The organism is Leucobacter chromiisoli (assembly GCF_016522505.1).
In the GTDB taxonomy this organism is placed as follows: Bacteria; Actinomycetota; Actinomycetes; order Actinomycetales; family Microbacteriaceae; genus Leucobacter; species Leucobacter chromiisoli.
On record NZ_JAEHOH010000013.1, the window covers coordinates 1 to 16706 of the forward strand.

Annotated in this window: 15 protein-coding genes; 2 read left to right on the forward strand and 13 right to left on the reverse strand. The window is 67.3% G+C overall.

Going from position 1 to position 16706, the window contains the following annotated elements; translation table 11 throughout:
• Positions 1 to 170: 170 nt before the first annotated feature.
• The 12 genes from JD276_RS10065 to JD276_RS10120 all read right to left on the reverse strand — a co-directional run bounded on the left by JD276_RS10065 (position 171) and on the right by JD276_RS10120 (position 12583).
• Positions 171 to 980 (reverse strand): HAD-IIA family hydrolase, encoded by an 810-nt coding sequence (locus tag JD276_RS10065; RefSeq protein ID WP_200115526.1) that lies wholly within the window; start codon positions 978 to 980, stop codon positions 171 to 173.
• Between the two features lie 189 nt (positions 981 to 1169).
• Positions 1170 to 1997, reverse strand: coding sequence for a fumarylacetoacetate hydrolase family protein (locus tag JD276_RS10070; RefSeq protein ID WP_200115527.1), 828 nt, complete (start codon positions 1995 to 1997; stop codon positions 1170 to 1172).
• Positions 1994 to 3172: an acyl-CoA dehydrogenase family protein gene (locus tag JD276_RS10075; RefSeq protein ID WP_200115528.1), complete on the reverse strand. Its 1179-nt coding sequence runs from the start codon at positions 3170 to 3172 to the stop codon at positions 1994 to 1996. The genes JD276_RS10070 and JD276_RS10075 overlap by 4 nt, the downstream gene beginning before the upstream one ends.
• A gap of 56 nt (positions 3173 to 3228) precedes the next feature.
• A complete protein-coding gene (locus JD276_RS10080; RefSeq protein WP_233615587.1) occupies positions 3229 to 3783 on the reverse strand; it encodes a flavin reductase family protein in 555 nt (184 codons plus the stop codon).
• 78 nt (positions 3784 to 3861) lie between these two features.
• A complete protein-coding gene (locus JD276_RS10085; RefSeq protein WP_200115529.1) occupies positions 3862 to 5319 on the reverse strand; it encodes a purine-cytosine permease family protein in 1458 nt (485 codons plus the stop codon).
• Between the two features lie 114 nt (positions 5320 to 5433).
• Positions 5434 to 5838, reverse strand: coding sequence for a RidA family protein (locus tag JD276_RS10090; protein ID WP_200115530.1), 405 nt, complete (start codon positions 5836 to 5838; stop codon positions 5434 to 5436).
• A 50-nt stretch (positions 5839 to 5888) separates the two neighbouring features.
• Positions 5889 to 7433 carry an aldehyde dehydrogenase family protein gene (locus tag JD276_RS10095; RefSeq protein WP_200115531.1) on the reverse strand — a complete coding sequence of 515 codons (1545 nt, stop codon included), beginning with the start codon at positions 7431 to 7433 and terminating at the stop codon, positions 5889 to 5891.
• Positions 7434 to 7506: 73 nt separating this feature from the next.
• On the reverse strand, positions 7507 to 7920 hold the full coding sequence (locus JD276_RS10100; protein ID WP_200115532.1) for a cupin domain-containing protein: 414 nt from the start codon (positions 7918 to 7920) through the stop codon (positions 7507 to 7509).
• 23 nt (positions 7921 to 7943) lie between these two features.
• A complete protein-coding gene (locus JD276_RS10105; RefSeq protein WP_200115533.1) occupies positions 7944 to 8708 on the reverse strand; it encodes an RraA family protein in 765 nt (254 codons plus the stop codon).
• Positions 8705 to 9640 (reverse strand): VOC family protein, encoded by a 936-nt coding sequence (locus JD276_RS10110; RefSeq protein ID WP_200115534.1) that lies wholly within the window; start codon positions 9638 to 9640, stop codon positions 8705 to 8707. The genes JD276_RS10105 and JD276_RS10110 overlap by 4 nt, the downstream gene beginning before the upstream one ends.
• Before the next feature lie 110 nt (positions 9641 to 9750).
• Positions 9751 to 11307 (reverse strand): 4-hydroxyphenylacetate 3-hydroxylase N-terminal domain-containing protein, encoded by a 1557-nt coding sequence (locus tag JD276_RS10115; protein WP_200115535.1) that lies wholly within the window; start codon positions 11305 to 11307, stop codon positions 9751 to 9753.
• 346 nt (positions 11308 to 11653) lie between these two features.
• Positions 11654 to 12583, reverse strand: coding sequence for a LysR family transcriptional regulator (locus tag JD276_RS10120; protein ID WP_200115536.1), 930 nt, complete (start codon positions 12581 to 12583; stop codon positions 11654 to 11656).
• Positions 12584 to 12759: 176 nt separating this feature from the next.
• Between JD276_RS10120 and pgm the strand changes: the two genes are divergently transcribed.
• Together pgm and pheA are read left to right on the forward strand one after the other, a co-directional pair.
• The gene (gene pgm, locus JD276_RS10125) at positions 12760 to 14409 is read left to right on the forward strand and encodes a phosphoglucomutase (alpha-D-glucose-1,6-bisphosphate-dependent) (protein ID WP_200115537.1); all 1650 of its coding nucleotides are present in this window, start codon (positions 12760 to 12762) and stop codon (positions 14407 to 14409) included.
• A 128-nt stretch (positions 14410 to 14537) separates the two neighbouring features.
• The gene (pheA, locus tag JD276_RS10130) at positions 14538 to 15500 is read left to right on the forward strand and encodes a prephenate dehydratase (protein ID WP_200115538.1); all 963 of its coding nucleotides are present in this window, start codon (positions 14538 to 14540) and stop codon (positions 15498 to 15500) included.
• Positions 15501 to 15691: 191 nt separating this feature from the next.
• Here the strand turns inward: pheA and JD276_RS10135 are convergent, their stop codons facing one another.
• Positions 15692 to 16687, reverse strand: coding sequence for a diacylglycerol/lipid kinase family protein (locus JD276_RS10135; RefSeq protein WP_200115539.1), 996 nt, complete (start codon positions 16685 to 16687; stop codon positions 15692 to 15694).
• Between the last annotated feature and the right edge of the window lie 19 nt (positions 16688 to 16706).

Consider the following 16706-nt stretch of genomic DNA (forward strand, 5'->3'; position numbering starts at 1 on the left):
CTGCGTGCGGCGGTGTTCGTGGGGCTCGCGGCGTGCGTGTGCGTGCCGTTCGGGACGCTGTTGGCGGCGTGGATCGATCCGTTCTGGGGGAATGTGGCGTTCTCGTTGTATCTGGTGTTCATTCTCGTGCAGATGCTCTTCCGCAAGCTCCGGACGGGTCCTAAACGCGGCTAGGCCTCCGCGGGCAGCAGCTCCGCGACCGATTCCAGGATCTCGTCCGGGCGGAACGGGAAGCGCTCGATCTCCCGCTCGTCGGCGATCCCGGTCATCACGAGGATCGTGTGCAGGCCCGCCTCCATGCCGGCCACCACGTCGGTGTCCATGCGATCGCCGATCATCGCCGTGTTCTCGGAGTGGGCGCCGATGCGGTTGAGGGCCGAGCGGAACATCATGGGGTTGGGCTTGCCCACGATGTAGGGTTCCTTGCCGGTCGCCTTCGTGATGAGCGCGTTGATCGCGCCGGTCGCGGGCAGCGGCCCCTCCGAGCTCGGCCCGGTGGCGTCGGGGTTCGTCGAGATGAACCGGGCGCCGGCGTCGATCAGGCGGATCGCCTTCGTGATCGCCTCGAACGAGTAGTTGCGCGTCTCGCCGACGACCACGAAGTCGGGGTCGCTCTCGGTCATCACGTAGCCGGCGTCGTGCAGGGCGGTCAGGATCCCGGCCTCGCCGATCACGAACGCGCTGCCCCCGGGCTTCTGCTGCTTCAGGAACGCGGCGGTGGCGAGGGCGCTCGTCCAGATGCGGTCCTCGGGCACGTCGAGGCCGGAGGCGGCGAGGCGCGCGCTCAGGTCGCGCGCCGTGAAGATCGAGTTGTTGGTGAGCACCAGGTAGGGCCGCTCGGTCTCGCGCCAGTGCCGGATCAGGTCGGCGGCGCCGGGAATCGCGCGGTTCTCGTGGACGAGCACGCCGTCCATGTCGGTGAGCCAGCACTCGATGCCGGCCCGGGGATCCTGGGGCTCCTGCTGATCCTGCGTGCTCATGTCGCGCACCGTCTTCCGCTCGTGGGCTCGGGATCCCAGGGTATCCCGACGATGTGAACGGAGTGTTGCGTTGCGGTCCGCGGTCTCCACAGTGGCGTGGACTGCGCGCGAGCGGTATCAGGCGGGACCGGTTCCTCACTACGAGATGCGAGACGGATCCGGCCCCGGGGGATGAGACAGCGCCGCTGCTCAGGCCGGAGCGGTGATCCGGTTCCTTACCGCACCGAGGCCGGTGATCTCGACCTCCACAGTGTCGCCCTCATGGAGGTACATCTGGGGGCGCCGTGCATGACCCACTCCGCCGGGCGTACCGGTGAGCACGAGGTCGCCCGGGTTCAGCGGGAGGATCTGCGAGAGATAGGCTATGAGCTGCGCTGGAGAGAAGAGCAGGTCCGAGAGCTCCTCTTCCTGCACCGTCTCACCATTGACGGTGGTGCGCAGCACGGCCGAACTCAGGTCGAACTCGTCACGGGTGACGAGGACGGGGCCGACGGGCGTTGTGCGCGCCCACATCTTCCCCTGCAACCACTCGGGAGTACGGTTCTGCCAGCTCCGCATCGAGATGTCGTTCGCCACGGTGTAACCGGCGATGCAGGACTCGGCCGCGGTCTCGTCGACGCGGTAGGCTCGATCGCCGATGACGAAGGCGAGTTCGCCCTCCCAATCCATAGCGGAATCGAGGGGATTCGACTCGACATCGGCTGCTGCCCCGGTGAGGGTCTCGGGGAACTTCGCGAAGACGCTCGGGTACTCCGGTAGTTCTCGGCCCATCTCGAGGATGTGCTTGCGGTAGTTGAGGCCGATGCAGAGGATCTTGCCCGGTTCGAGAACCGGGGGCAGGAAGACCGCGTCCGATGCGGTGATGCTGGGCCCGGAAGCCTCGGCCGCGAGTTGTTCCCATCGGCCCGTTGCGAGCAGTTCACCGGCGTCGGCGTAACCATCGATCGGCGTCAGTCGGCCCTCGTCCACTCTGACGGCGGTGGTGCTGCCGCCGTGCTCGATCGTCGCGATTCTCATTCGGGGATCACCAGGTCGAAGTAACCCCAGTGCGAACCCTGGGGCAGCGCGCCCACCAGCATGCGGCCGCAGTTTTGTGCGACCACCTGCCCCGTGGCACGATGCTGGGTGCCTGCGTGAGCATCCCGGAAGAGGCGCTGCATGGTGCCGTTGCGCATGACGTGCGCACCGGCGAAGCGATGCATCAGCTGGGATATCTCGAGCACGGTCCGAGTCGAGAGTGACGAGGCGAGACGGGTCATGGTCTCCTGCTCGTCCGAGAGCGGGCTGTCTGCGAGCAGCGTATCCTCGTTGTTTCGCCACGTCGAACGGAGCAGCTCCATCGTGCCCTTGACATGCGAGTAGTGGCGGGCGAACTCGGCGTAGAATTCGTCGCTCACGAGCTCCTCATCACCGGTGTCCAGCCGGTCGCGGGTGAGGTCCCGCAGCTCGTCGATCATCCGGCGGCCGACTCCCTGCGCCCACGCGCCCTGGTTGAGGCCCGATACCAGGGCGGGGCCGAGCTTCGACCCGAATTCGGTCGCGTGCTGCTGGTCGGCTTCGGGTCGGAAGACGAAGCGCTCCGGCACCAGCAGGTCTTTCGCCGTGTAGTCGAAGCTCGCGGAGGCGCGGAGGCCCAGAGCGTTCCATTCGTCGAGGATCGAGACCTGCTCGCGGGCGACGATCGCGATGAGCATCTGATCCGACCCTTCGAGCTCGACGCACAGCGCCACGTGCGTGGCCATCGCGAGGCCGGGGGCGTACTTCCAGGTTCCCGAGATGCGGTAGCCCTCCTCTTCGCGCACGGCGCTGCCGCCGTGCTGCGTGGACTGCCCCGCGACGAGGAACTCCCCGTTCGCGGCGCTGAGCTCCTCGCGCACGTCGGCGGGGAGATGCTCGGTGGCATTCGCGGTCTCGCTCGTGATGACGCGTACGAGCCAGCCGAGCGACGGGTCGAGGTAGGAGACGTGCTCGATGATCTCGAGCATGTCGGTCGGCCGGGCTCCGTAGCCGCCGCGATCCTCGTCGACCAGCATGTCGAACACGCCGGTGTCCTTCAGCGCTGCCTGCACGGCTGGGGTGGGACGGTTCAGGCGCTCGGAAGCGGGGGCCTCGCGCTCGACGAGGTCGCGGAGACCGTCGATCGCGGTGATCAGCTGCGCGATCCGGACGCTCCGTTCGGGTGACGTGGTCATGATGATTTCCGTTTCGTGTGTTCCGTGTCGATGGGGTCAGCGGGCTGCCGCGAAGCTCAGGCGGTGTTCTCGGCTGCAGCGAGCTCGCTCCAGCGGCCGCGGTAGAACAGCAGGGGCTTGCTCTCATCGCGCTGGCCGAACGACTGCACTTCGCCGAGCAGCAGCACGTGGTCGCCGCCGTCATGGCCGGCCCAGGGCTGGCACTGGAAGAAGGCGAGCGAGTCGTTGATGCGCGGCGCCTGCTCTTCGGTGACCCACTCGATCTCGTGGCCCTCCTGTGGTTTGCCGGCGAACTGGAGCGCCGTGGCCAGCTGTTCGTTGCCGAGGATGTTGACGGCGAACGGCCGCTCCATCAAGTAGTTGAGCGCACGGGACGAGCGCATCAGGGAGATGAGCACGAGGGGCGGATCCATCGACACCGAGGTGAAGGAGTTCACCGTCACGCCGTGATACTCGCCCTTCGACTCGTAGGTGACCACCGCGACGCCGGTGGCGAAGTTGCCGAGCGTGTTGCGGAGGAGGCGCTGGTCCGACTGCATGGTCGGGACTGCGTGTTCGGTCGCAACGGCCTTCGCCCGCTCGGCGGAGGTGAAGATCTCAGTGTTCCACATCAAATCGGACACGGTACTGCCTTTCGGTTGTTCTGCTGCGGGTCCGTCGGGCCCGGAGTTCCTGAGGTCGTACGACCTTTACCGCGCTTCCTCGAAGACGTCGTTCGCCTCGGCGTACGACGATGCCGTGCCCTCGGGAAGGAGCTTGCGCAGGATGGGATAGACGATGAGCACGACGAACGGCGAGATGATGAAGCCGATCGAGAAGGTCCCGGTGACCATGAGCGCGATGCCGACGGAGGCGGCGATCGCCATCGTGATGAGGCCGGCCCAGTTCCAGTTCTCGACCTTCGCGCTGCTCGGGTCGTACTTGCCCCTTCGTACGATGTAGAAGTCGACGATCATGATGGCGGCCATCGAGAACGTCATGGCGCCGAGATAGGAGAGCCACTCGGTGAACTTCCCGAGGATGCCGCCTGCGATCATGATGAGCGCGATGACGTTGCCGACGACGACCATCAGCGGGCGGCCCGGCCGGCGGCCGGTGAGCGCGTCGACGATGTTCACGAGAGTGAGCGACCCCGAGTACGCGTTGATGGCCTGGGCCTTGGCCTGCGCCGCGTAGATGGTGAGGAACCCGAGCCAGCCCGCGAAGATGACGAAGAAGGCCCCGGTGTTGCCCATGACATAGCCGCCGGCCACCGCGCCGGCCTCCTCCGGGCTCATGCCCGCGTTGCGGGCGAGGAGGTAGTCGACGACCTGCGGAACGGCGCCCACCGTGACCATGCCGCCGAGGACCGTCATGATGATGTTCTGCGTGATGGGACCCGCTGCGGCGAGGATCGACACGTCCTTGTCGGACCGCGCATAGCGCGAGAAGTCCATCGTCACGAGTGCGATCGTGCCCGCGGTGGCTCCCATGACGCCGAATGCGGCTTGGAACTTCGCCCAGCCGTTTCCGGGGACCATACCCTCGTAGGTGAAGAAGTCGAGCGGGTTCGTCCCCTGGACCACATAGATCTGAATGATGAGCCAGACGGTGACGAGCAGAGTGATGGTGGTCATGATCGCGCTCGCTCGGAGCGCGAGCTTCAACCCGAAGATCGCGAGCAGGATCCACGCGAGCGTCAGGACGCCGTAGATGCAGACCTTCGTCATCAGGGTGTCCTCGAGCGAGAACATGACGAGCGTGCCCTCGTAGAGCAGCGCCGACTCGAGCGCCAGGAAGCCGAGGATCATGAAGGCGAAGATCGCGGATCCGAGGACCGAGCCCTTCTGGCCGAATCCGAAGATGCGCGAGGTGACGGTGCTCGAGACGCCGGTGCGGAAACCGATCGTGCCCAGCGCCTTGCCGAGGAAGACACCGATGATCGCGACGACCACGCCTGAGACCATGCCGATGCTGAAGCCCGCGAGCATGATGGAGAAGCCGCCGACGGCGAAGAGGACGAGGGCGGTGGCGACCGAGATCGGGCTCAGCGCCAGTTTCCAGCCGCTCTGCCGCTCGCCGTCGGGGACACGCTGGAGAGAGTGGTCTTCCGCGGCACGCGCGAGGTTGGATTGTTGCTTGACGCCGCTGTCAGCATTGCTATTCATGGGAAGTGCTCATTTCTGAAGGTCCGGATCGCCGCTCATCTTCGAGGACCGGCCGGACTCGTGGGAGGGGATGAGGGGGCTGCTGCACGATGTATTCGTGCAGCAGCCCGGGTGCTACTCTCCGCGAGAGGAGCCGGCGATCGCGATCGCCTCGATCTCGAGCAGGATCTCGGGCTTCGCGAGGTTCGAGACCTCGACGAGCGTGCAGGCGGGGAAGTCGCCGGAGAAGAACTCCTTGCGGGCTTCCCATACCTGGAGGTTGTTGGCGATGTTCGTAACGAAGATCGTCATCTTGACGATGTCGTCCATCGCCGCGCCGGAGGCTTCGACGAGGTGCTTGATCTTCTCGAAGACAACCTTCGCCTGCTCGTACTCGTTGTCTCCGAGCACGGTCTCGCGGTCCTTTCCCCGGGCGGTCATGCCCGAGACGAAGATCAGCTCGCCGATGGCGAGGCAGTTCGACCAGGTGCCCGGTGCGGGCTCGGGCACCTGTTCGGTGGTGACGCGTGTTTTCTGCATTGCTTGCTATTCCTTGTCTGTCGTGATGTGGGTGGAGCGGTCCATCTGGCTCAGAGCGAGATCCTGTCGTCCCAGGCGCTCGTCCCGCTCCAGTTGATGCACACGCTCTGGCGGCGCGCGAAGCCCTTCCAAGCGTCAGAGCCCGCGGTGCGACCGCCGCCGGTCTCCTTCTCCCCGCCGAAAGCTGCGCCGACATCGGCGCCCGTGGTCCCCATGTTGATGCGCACGATGCCGCAGTCGCTGCCGCGAGCCGAGAGGAAGGCCTCGATGTTCATCATGTTGGTGCTGTGCATTCCCGAGGCGAGGCCCTGGGCGACGTCGTTGTGGATCCGGATCGCCTCGTCGAGCGTCTCGTAGGTGAGCACGGAGACGATCGGCACGAAGGTCTCCTCCTGCGCCGCGTGCGAGTCGGGCCGCACTCCGGTGAGGATCGCCGCCTCCACGTAGCTGCCCGGACGATCGATCGTCTGCCCGCCGTAGGCGAGGGTGGCGCCGTCGGCGACGGCCCGATCGATCACCACACGGTAGTCGGCGACGGCGCCGTCGTCGATGAGCGGGCCAACGAGCGTGCCTGGGTCGCGCGGGTCGCCGATCCTCACCTGAGCGAATGCCCGGCCCATGAGTTCGACCAGTTCGTCGGCGATGCTCGAGTGCGCGATGACGCGACGGGTGCTGGTGCAGCGCTGGCCTGTCGTCCCGACCGCGCCGAACGCGATCGCCTTCGCCGCGAGGGCGAGATCGGCGGTCTCGTCGACGATGCAGCCGTTATTGCCCGAGCACTCGAGCTGGTATCGGCGACCGAGCGTGCTGCTCACGATGTCGGCGACGAGCTTGCCGACACCGGTGGAGCCGGTGAACGAGATCATCGCGACACGGGTGTCGCGCACCATCAGTTCGCCCACGGCGTTGTCACCGGGAATGAAGAGCGAGAAGACGCCCTGGTGGCCCATCTCCTCGGCGACTCGGTTCACGACGCGCTGGATCGCGAGCGCGGTGAGGGGCACTTTGGGGCTCGGCTTCCAGATGACGGTGTTGCCGGTGATCGCGGAGAGGAACCCATTCTGCGCCCAGACGGCGGCGGGGAAGTTGTAGGCGCTGATGATGCCGACGACCCCGATCGGCAGCCACTGATCGTACATGCGGTGCTCGACCCGTTGCGACTGCTGCGAGAAGCCGTACATCATGCGCGACTGACCAGCTGCGAGCATCGCCATGTCGACGGTCTCGCGCAGCTCGCCCTTGGCCTCCATGATCGACTTGCCCGTATCGATTGCCACGATGGCGGCGAGTGCGTCCATGTTGTCTTCGACGGCTTCGCCGATGCGGCGCACGAACTCGCCGCGACGAGGCGCCGGCACCATGCGCCAGCGGCGCTGCGCCTCCTCGGCTTCCACGATGATCCGTTCGTAGTCGTCGGCGGTCGCCGATGCGACCCTGGCGTAGACCTCGCCGTCGGCGGGGCAGACGGCGTCGATCAGCTCGCGACCTTCGGTCGGAGCCCAGCCGGCCGAAGAGGAGTAGGCGCCGGAATTGATGTCCTCGATGCCCGCGGCGGCCAGCGCCTCGTCGGCATCGAAGAGTGTGGTGGTGGACATGTGCGTCTCTTTCGGTTGGTGGGTGGGAGGCCGGCCGTCGGAGCGGGTCGCGAGACCGCTGCCGAGTCGGCCATCAGTCCTTGGCGAGGAAATCGCCGATGGTCTCATCGGTGTGATACTCGGGCTTCTCGTAGTAGTGCGGGCCGTCGTAGATCTCGACTAGCACGCTCTTCTCGTGGGCGATGGTCGGGCCATGGGGATGGTCCTTCGGGTTCATGTAGAACGAGCCGGGCCTGAGGCGCAGGCCGGAATCGACGTACTCGTAATCCCCGCTCACGCAGTACATGAACTGGTTCGAGGCGTGGGTGTGCTTGGTCGGGATCCGCCCGCCCTGCTCGTAGTCGAGCAGAGCGATCGAAGCGCCGGTCTCGGGGTTCTTGAAGAGGAAGTACTGGCGGAAACCGTACTCGGGGTAGTCGATCCATTCGTCCTCGACGAGGTCGGTCTCGTGTACGAGCTTCTCGAGGCTTTCGGGGGAGATGTTCATGGTTGTGCTCCTGGGGTTCTGGGTCAGTGTTGCTCGGGGCGCCCGGCGGCGACCCATTCGTCGTATTCGACGCGGCTCTCGGGAGTGGCAGGGAAGAGGCCGAGGATCGACCTGCCCCGGGCGATCTCGCGGGCCGCGAACTGCTCGTACTCGACCGCGGCGAGTGCCGCCTCCGCGACTTCCGTGACGAGCTCGCGGGGGATCACGGCAACGCCGTCGCCGTCACCGACGAGCACGTCTCCGGGGTAGACGGCCACGCCCGCACAGCCGATGGGTTCGTTGAGAGCGATGGGATGCATGCGGATCGGTGTCGCCGCGGGCGCGGCTTCCCGCTGATAGCAGGGGAGTCCGGTCTGCGCGATCGCGTCGATATCGCGGAAGCCGCCGTCGGTCACGGCGCCGGCGACGCCGCGATGCACGAGGCGGGCAGCCATCATGTCGCCCATGGACGCGCCTCCGAGACAGCCGAACGCGTCGACGACGAGCACGGCGCCGCTCGGGCACTGCTCGATCGCGATGCGGTGCAGGTTGTCGTCGCGGGAGTAGTCGCCCATCGAATCGATGTCTTCTCTGGCGGGGATGAAGCGCAGCGTGTACGCCGGCCCGACGAGTTGCCGTTGCGAGCCATTCAACGGCTTCAGCCCCGGCATCATGATGTTCCGGAAACCGTGGCCGAGCAGCACGTTCGCTACATTCGCCGACCCGACGCGCTCGAGCTTCACACGGGTCTCAGCATCGAGCGAGAAGCAGACCCCGTCCCGTGACTCGGCTGCGGTCTTGGCGCTCATTGGAAGAACTCCAGTGGCGGGCGGTTGCCCCACTGCGTCGTCTCGCTGGCGGTTCCGTTGAACTTACCCGGCTTGAAGTCGGCGTCGACCACATCGCCATCGGTGTAGTGCTCGATGCGGAACCCGAACGGATCTTTCCAGTAGTCGAAGACCTGACTGCCGAGCAGGTGACGGCCGACGCCCACGTCGGAAGCGTAGCCCTGCTCGACCAGGTAGTCGTGCGAGGCCATGACCGCGTCGAGATCGATGACCTCGAACGCGGAGTGGTGCACCCCTACCCAGTCGGACTGCAGGATCAGGGCGAAGTGATGGTCGACGAGTTGCTTGCCGAGGTCGAGGCGTACGAAGGTGCCGACGATCGGACCGTCCTGGCCCGGGGGCAGGAAGTAGTCGGAATCGAGCCAGTTGAAGCGCGCCTTGAACCAGGCCATCGTCTCATCGTGATCCCTGACGTGGAGCACGAAGTGGCCGAGCCGCGCGATGGTGGCAGGTGCGACGGGCGCACGCACCGGATCGTATACGCGATTCTTGTCGCGGATGTTGTTGAAGAGGTTCGGCTCGCGATCGAAGATCGGTTCGGCCTTCTCGCGACCCCAGATCGCCTTGATCTCGATGCCGTCGGGGGTGTGCATGATGACCTCGTAGCCGCCACCGGGCTCGGTGCTCTCCTGGACCGGGCCCGATCCCTCGAAAGTGGCGAGCTCCTCGAGGTCGGCCAATGCAGCCATCTCGAACGAAGCTCCGATGAAGCGCTGCTTCTCGGCCTTACGCGTCACGTGGATGTGGCGCTGCGGGCCGGTGCCGCGCATGTACAGCGTCTCAGCGTCGCTGCCCTCGGCCTTCGTCATGCCGAAGGCTGTGAGAAAACCCTCCATGGCATCGAGGTCGGGCGCCATGTAGGTGACCTGGGCGAGGTCCACTGCGGTTGCCATGTTCTCCTCCTTGAAAACAGTTGTTGGTGCGGGGCGGGGAGGATCTCTCCGCCCCGGGTTCCGGTGCAGCCACCGGGATGTCGGTCTCGCTCGTGGCGAGGCCGGTCGGATCAGGCTCTCGAGAGAATGCTGATGTCGTCGGGGTTCACGAGATCAGGCACGGTCCAGCCGTCGCGGTCGTACTCGTCCATCGCCGACTGCGCGAAGCCGCGGCAGTACTCGAGGGTGCCGGTGTTCATCGCGCCGAAGAGATTGGTCTGGCGCGTGACGTCGTTGCTGCCGATGTAGTTGATCTCGTAGAGCTCGTGGCGAGCACCGAACTCGGTGCCGATCGAATCCCAGAGCATCTTCATGACCTTCACGCGCTCCTCGGCGGTGATGCCGCCGGTGCCGCGCAGGTAGGTGTCGAGGTATCCCTTGATCTCAGGGGTGTCGAAGTCGATCGCGTGCGAGTTCAGATAGATGAGGCCGCTCGCTACGATCTGCTCGATGATGTTCTTGATCTTCGGCATGGCCAGCTGGTTCATGACTCGATAGGCACCTGCGAAGTGCGAGTCGGGCTGGATCATGCCGTTCTTCCACGGCACCTCGCTCTTGGCCATGGCATCCGAGAGCGCCCAGAAGGTGTTGCGCCAGGCGATGACTTCCCCGAGCTGTGACTTCACGCCGTGGAAGCCGCCGGCACCGGTGACATCGAGCGCACGGGAGAGCAGACCGACGAGGAAGTCCATCTTGACGGCGAAGCGGGTGCATCCGTGCAGCGAGGCGCGTTCGAGGTAGCCCGAGTGCACGTTGTAGCGGTTCGCCTGCTCGAGGTCGTTGTGGATGAATACGTTCTCCCAGGGCACGAACACGTCGTCGAGCACGAGGATCGCATCGTTCTCGTCCAGGCGGCTCGAGAGCGGGTAATCAAAGGGGCTGCCGAGCACACCGGCGCGGTACTCGTTCGAGACACGACAGAGCAGCTTCACTCCAGGAGAGTTCGTCGGCATGATGAACACCGGCGAGTACGCCGGGTCCTGGATGGCGACCTGGCCGACGTGACCGATGAAGGTGTAGTGGGTGAGCGCCGATCCCGTCGCGACGACCTTCGCACCCGAGACGTAGATGCCCTCTTCTGTCTCGCGGGTCACCCGGATGAAGACGTCCTTGCCGGCATCCTCGCCGGAGGCTCGATCGACCGGCGGATTCATGATGGCGTGGTTGATGTAGTAGGTCTTCTCCTGGGCCTTGCGGTACCAGTTGCGCGCGTTCTCCTCGAAGCCGCGGTAGAACTCGGCGTTCGCGCCGAGCGTGCCGAGGAAGCAGCCCTTGTAGTCGGGGGAGCGGCCCATCCAGCCCCAGGCGATCTTCTGCCACTCGGCGATCGCGTCGCGCGACTTCACCTGCTCCTCGACCGTCGTTGCGGCGCGGTAGAAGGGGTGCGTGTAGCCGCCCCACTCGGTGGGGGTCGTCAGCACGTCCTTGCGAGCCGGGTCGTGCATCGCGTCGTACATTCTGGCGATCATGCGGGCCGAGTTGCGGAATGCCGGGTGCTTGGCGATGTTCTCGACGCGCTCGCCGTAGATCCACACCTCACGGCCGTCATTCAGACTGTCGAGATACTCCTGGCCCGTGAACGGCCGGTGGGCTTGTTCAACGCCACCGAAATCATGCTCTTGCGTCATCGTCGATCGCTGTCCTCTCCGACATTGGAAATCGCAAACTACGGCCTTCGGCGGAAGGTCGCCGCAGGCTCAGAAAGACGCCGATACCCGGTCGCGATCCTGACTGCGCGCCTCGGGCGGTGCATCTGGGGAAGATCTTGTGCGAGGGGTATACGAAGTGTCAACGGGGGGCATGCGAAACGGTGCTCTCACAGGGCGCTCGCACGCATCAGGAGCCGGGAGGAGTTCGAGGTGAGAGCGCTTAAAAGACCTAATGAACAGGAGTTTTATCGGGGAGCGTCGTGAAGGCTCCCGGGTATACGCTAGACAATGGTGCAGCATACGCCCGGTGCCGCCGCACGATCCGTCAACTGGGAGCGGTCGCCCTCACCAGCCTCTTAGTGGCGCGGTCCGAACCCGCCATCGACGTGGCAAGGTCGAGCCAACGGGTGATGAGGGGCGTCCGCTCGGTGCCTTTGCGGAGTGCAAGTGTGACCTGCATCGGCTTGAGCCAGCGCGGAGGAGGAGCCGCCCCCACCCTCGGGTCGTGCGCGCAGATCCTCTCGGTGCTCGGAGACACCCCTATGCCGGCAGCGACGAGGGGGATGGCGGTCTGCGGATTCGAGACCAGGATCGAATCGAACGACGGTGTGCCGGCGAGTTCCGACTCCACTGCTTCGAGCATGCCCGGCATGCCGGGCACTCGGTGGGGCAGGATCCAGCGGCCCCAGTCCCGGCCTTCTGGGTGCCGCTCCGCGGCTCTTGCAGCCGGCACGGCCAACCGCAGGTCGATCTTCCTGAGTGGCAGCCAGTCGAATCGCTCCCGGATGGGAGTCGCGATGTCCTCTGGCGCCCACGGAATGCAGCCGATATCAAACTCGCCGGTGCCGAGCCCCTCAAGGACGGCTCGAGGGTTGGTATCGGTCAGTGCGACTCGCACGTCAGGAGCCAGCGCCGCGAAGCTCGAGAGCACGTCGGCGATCACTTCGTGGATCACCATGGGTTCGGCGCCGATGCGCAGCTCCCCCAGGAGGCCCGTACCCATGAGCTTCAGCACTCGCTCGACGCGGTTCCGCGCGGCGAGCATCATCCCGCCCTGCGAAAGCAGGTATCTTCCGGCGCTGGTGGGGCGCACGCCATGGGGCGAACGCACGAGCAACTGCACTCCTACCTCCTGCTCAAGACGGGAGATGGCGGAGCTGAGCGGAGGTTGGGTCATGTTCAGCGCTTTCGCCGCCTGAGACACCGATCCGGCTTTTACCACTGCTTCGAAATACTCCAGCTGCCGGAAATCCATGGCGCAACTGTAGCCCCTGCGCGGGTTCCCGGGAAGGTTGTTCGCGGTTTGCGCCTTGCTCCGCAGCCAGTGCTCCCGCTGTGTGGGCGTGCTTCCGCCGGATCCGGGAAACGAGGTGCGCGGCTCTCGCGAGTGTGGCGGGTGCAGAAGTCGGTGGTCACTGGCACACTATGGATATGCACGAGCGCGCAGGCCGACTGGCCCAACCCGAGGATCTCGTCGACGTCGACGAACTGCTCACCGCGTACGCCGAGGTCGCGCCCGACCCGGCGGATCCCGCGCAGCGGGTCGTCTTCGGCACCTCGGGGCATCGCGGCTCCTCGCTGAACGGCTCGTTCAACGAGGCGCACATCGTCGCGATCAGCGCGGCGATCGCCGAGTATCGCGCGGCCCAGGGCATCGCGGGTCCCCTGTTCATCGGCGCCGACACGCACCCCCTCTCGGCCCCGGCCGAGCACACGGCGCGCGAGGTGCTGTCGGCGGCGGGCGTCCGGGTGCTCGCCCGCTCGGGCAGCGGCGACGAGGTCTACGTGCCGACCCCGGCCGTGAGCCACGCGATCCTCACCCACAACCGCGGGCGGGCGGCCGACGATCCCGATCGCGCCGACGGCATCGTGGTCACCCCGAGCCACAACCCGCCGAAGGACGGGGGATTCAAGTACAACCCTCCGCACGGCGGGCCCGCGGACTCCGACGCGACCGGGTGGATCGCGGAACGCGCCAACGAGCTGCTCAAGAGCGGAGTCTCGGCGATCCCGCGCGCCACCGAGGACGGCATCGGTGGCACCCCTGTCGGCCGCTACGACTTCCTCGGCAACTACGTCGAGGATCTCGAGAACGTGATCGACATCGCCGCCATCCGCAAGGCGGGGATCCGTCTGGGGGCCCACCCGCTGGGCGGCGCGAGCGTCGCCTACTGGGCTGCGATCCGCGATCGCTACGACCTCGACATCACGGTGCTCGGCCCCGGTGTCGACCCGCAGTGGGCGTTCATGCACCTCGACTGGGACGGCAAGATCCGCATGGATCCCTCCTCGGCGTCCGTCATGGCCACCGTCGACGCGTACCGCGACGACTTCCCGATCGTCACGGGCAACGACGCCGACGCCGACCGGCACGGCATCGTGACCGCCGACGGCGGCCTGATGAACCCGAACCACTACCTCGCCGTCGCGATCGACTACCTGCTGTCGCACCGCCCCGACTGGCCGGTGGAGGCCGGGATCGGCAAGACGCTCGTCTCCTCGGGGCTGATCGACCGCGTGGTCGCCTCGCACGGGCGCCGGCTGCTCGAGGTGCCGGTCGGCTTCAAGTGGTTCGTGCCGGGTCTCTCCTCGGGCGACGTCGTGTTCGGCGGCGAGGAGAGCGCGGGCGCCTCGTTCCAGCGCTTCGACGGCTCCGCGTGGAGCACGGACAAGGACGGGATCCTGCTCGCCCTCCTCGCGGCCGAGATCCAGGCCGTCACGGGGCAGTCGCCGTCCGAGCGGTACCGCGAGCTGGTCGATCGCTTCGGCGAGCCGGCGTACGCGCGCGTCGACGCGGCCGCCACCCCCGATCAGAAGGCCCGCCTGGGAGCGCTCTCGCCCGACGATGTCACCGACACCGAGCTGGCCGGCGACCCGATCACCGGAATCCTCACCTCGGCGCCCGGCAACGATGCGCCGATCGGCGGGCTCAAGGTGCAGACCGACCACGCATGGTTCGCGGCGCGCCCCTCCGGCACCGAAGACGTCATGAAGATCTACTCGGAGTCGTTCCGCGGGCCCGAGCACCTCGCCGAGGTGCAGGCGGCGGCGCGGGCGCTCGTCGCCCGCGTGCTCGGCTGACCGGCTCGCGCCGGCGTTCCGCACCGGCGCGAGCCAGGCGCGGGGGCCGGAGTCTCTCGCGCCCTTCGCCCCGCAACGAGGCCCCGTGCGGCGGGGCGGGCGGCCCCGCGAGCGGTACGCTTGATCCCATGTCAGACGCCTCGCACGACGCACGCCGCCGCTACTCCTACCTGGGCCCGGCCGGCACGTTCACCGAGGCGGCGCTGAAGCAGGTGCCCGAGGCCGCGGGCCAGGAGTGGTGCCCCGTCGCGAACCTCGGCGAGGCCCTCGACGACGTGATCACGGGCTGCAGCGACGCCGCCATGATCGCGATCGAGAACTCGATCGACGGCGGCGTCACGGTCGCGCAGGACGCGCTCGCGACGATCTCGGGTCTGCGCATCATCGGCGAGTACCTGGTGCCGGTGCGCTTCGTGCTGGTGGCGCGCCCCGGCACGAAGCTCGAGGACGTGGGCGTGGTCGCGGCGCATCCGGTCGCCTACGGCCAGTGCCGCGCCTGGCTCGACGATCAGATCCCGCGCCACCGCCACCTGCCGGCGACCTCGAACGTGCAGGCCGCGGTCGACCTCGTGGCGGCCGACTCGAGCGTCGACGCGGCCATCGCTCCGCCCGGCATCGAGGAGCACTACGACGTCGAGGTGCTCGCGGAGGGCATCGCCGAGAACCCCGACGCCGTGACGCGCTTCGTGCTGGTCGGCCGCACGGCGCCCGTGGCGCCGCCCACGGGCGCCGACAAGACGAGCCTCATCGTCGAGCTGCCCGAGGATCGATCCGGCGCCCTGCTCGAACTGCTCGAGCAGTTCGCGGCCCGCGGGGTGAACCTCACGCTGCTCGCCTCGCGCCCGATCGGGGATCGGATGGGGCGGTACCGCTTCGTCATCGACGCCGAGGGGCACGTCATGGACGAGCGCGTCGCCGACGCGCTGCTCGGGGTGAAGCGATACAGCCCGCGCGTCGTCTTCCTGGGCTCCTATCCCCGGGCGGACCGCGTCGCCGCGACCACGCGCAGGGTGCACGACGACGAGACCTTCCGGGACGCCCGCGACTGGCTGCGCGGCGTGATCGAGGGGACCCCCGACGGCGACGCCTGACGCCCGGTGAACGCTCCGCGTCCGGCTACCGGCCGCCACCCCTCGCTTCGCTCCGTGGGCTGCCGCGAAGCGGCACCGCGGCCCCGGTGAACGCTCCGCGTTCACATATCGGGGCCGCCACCCCTCGCTTCGCTCCGTGGGTCTGGCGCGGTAGCGCCAGCGCGGCTGGTATCCGAACGCTCCGCGTCCGGCTACCGGCCGCGCCAATGCGGAAGGGTCCGCACGAGGAGCGCGCCGGGGTCGACCTTCCCGTTCACCGCGAGCGCGAGACCGAAGTCGTCCCCGTCGAGCTGCACCGGCTCGGGCTCGGGAACCGACAGCGCATAGCGGGTGGCGCGCACGTAGGTGACGTTGCGGGTGTCGTTGGCGAGGTCGATGATCTTGCGACCCGTCTTCGTCTTGCGCAGCACCCCGTTCTCCCAGCCGATCTTGTTCCAGATGCGCAGCCAGGAGAACGCGCCGAGCGGCCGGAGCGCCACCACGTCGAGCTGCCCGTCGTCGACGGCGGCGTCGGGGATCAGCAGCACGCCGCCCGGCATGAGCCCGCAGTTGCCGATCATCACCGTGTACACCGTGAGGGCCCTCGGCTCGGAGCCGTCGACGGAGTAGTGGATGCGCAGCGGAGCGTCCTTGACGATCGTGCGCAGGCCGGCGTCGACGTACGCCAGCCAGCCGAGCCGCTTCTTGAGGGTCGCCCGGGTCGCCATGATGGTGCGGGCGTCGAGCCCCATCCCCGCCAGTACGAGGAAGACGTGCTCGTCCTCGGAGTCGTCCTGCCGCACGATGCGCACGACGCCGAGGTCGATGGGGCGGTTGTGCCCGCGGAAGGCTGCGCGGACGATCTCGCCCATGCCGGTGAGCGGGATGCCGAGGTTGCGGGCGAGCAGATTGCCCGTGCCCTGCGGCACGACCGCGAGCGGGATCCCGGTGCCGCGCAGCGCCTCCGCGACCGCGCGCACCGTGCCGTCGCCGCCCGAGGCGAGCACCACGCTCGCACCGTCGGCGATCGCCTGCTCCGTCGCCGCGACGCCGGCATCGTGCTCAGCGGTCTCGTACCAGCGGGTCGGAGCCCAGCCCGCCCCGGCCTCCTCCCGGCGCACCGCCGCCCGCAGAGCGGGCAGATCCGTCTTGAAGGGCTGATACACGACGGCCGCGCCTGGCTGCGGGCGTGCGACGGTATCGACCATGAGCACCAGGGTACCGCTC